Annotated in this window: 1 pseudogene; it reads right to left on the bottom strand. The window is 73.0% G+C overall.

Annotation, left to right across the window (positions count from 1 at the left end):
• Positions 1–562 (bottom strand): annotated as a pseudogene (locus D3D02_RS18690) (SAM-dependent methyltransferase); the annotation flags it as partial.

Raw genomic sequence — 562 nt, forward strand, 5'->3', positions numbered from 1 at the left:
AGCGCGTCGACCGCGGCGCCCGCGACCGCCGCGGGGTCGGCGAGCTCCGAGAGGACGTTCCCGAACAGCACGAGGTCGAACGGCTCGTCGGTCGCCGGGGCGGGCTCCTCGCCCCCGTCGAGCCCGAGGAACGCCTCGGCGGTCGTCTCGTGGACCGTCGCGCGGAAGTTGCGGCCGGTCTCCTCCAGCAGCCGGTCGAGGACCTCGGTCGCCGCGCTCGGCTCGACCGCGTGGTAGTCGACGACGGCGTCGTCCGGGAGGTAGTCGTGGAGCCCGAGCGCGGGCCCGCCGACGCCGGCGCCCACGTCGAGGACGCGGAGCGTGCGGTCGAGCAGGCCGTTTTCGGTCAGGTCGTCGAGGACGTACACGACCGTCGCGTAGTACGCCGGGAGGTGGTAAATGGCGTAGCCGAGCGCCGCGACGCGGTCGTACTCGACCTCGTTCTCGTAGAGGTAGTCCGTCTTCATCCGGCGGACGCGCTCGCGGAGCTCGGCGCCCGACTCCCCGCGGTGCCAGTTCGCGCCGTACTCGCGGACCAGCGTGTCCTCCAGGGCGAACGAGT

The organism is Halobellus sp. Atlit-38R, from assembly GCF_003665925.1.
In the GTDB taxonomy this organism is placed as follows: Archaea; Halobacteriota; Halobacteria; order Halobacteriales; family Haloferacaceae; genus Haloquadratum; species Haloquadratum inordinatus.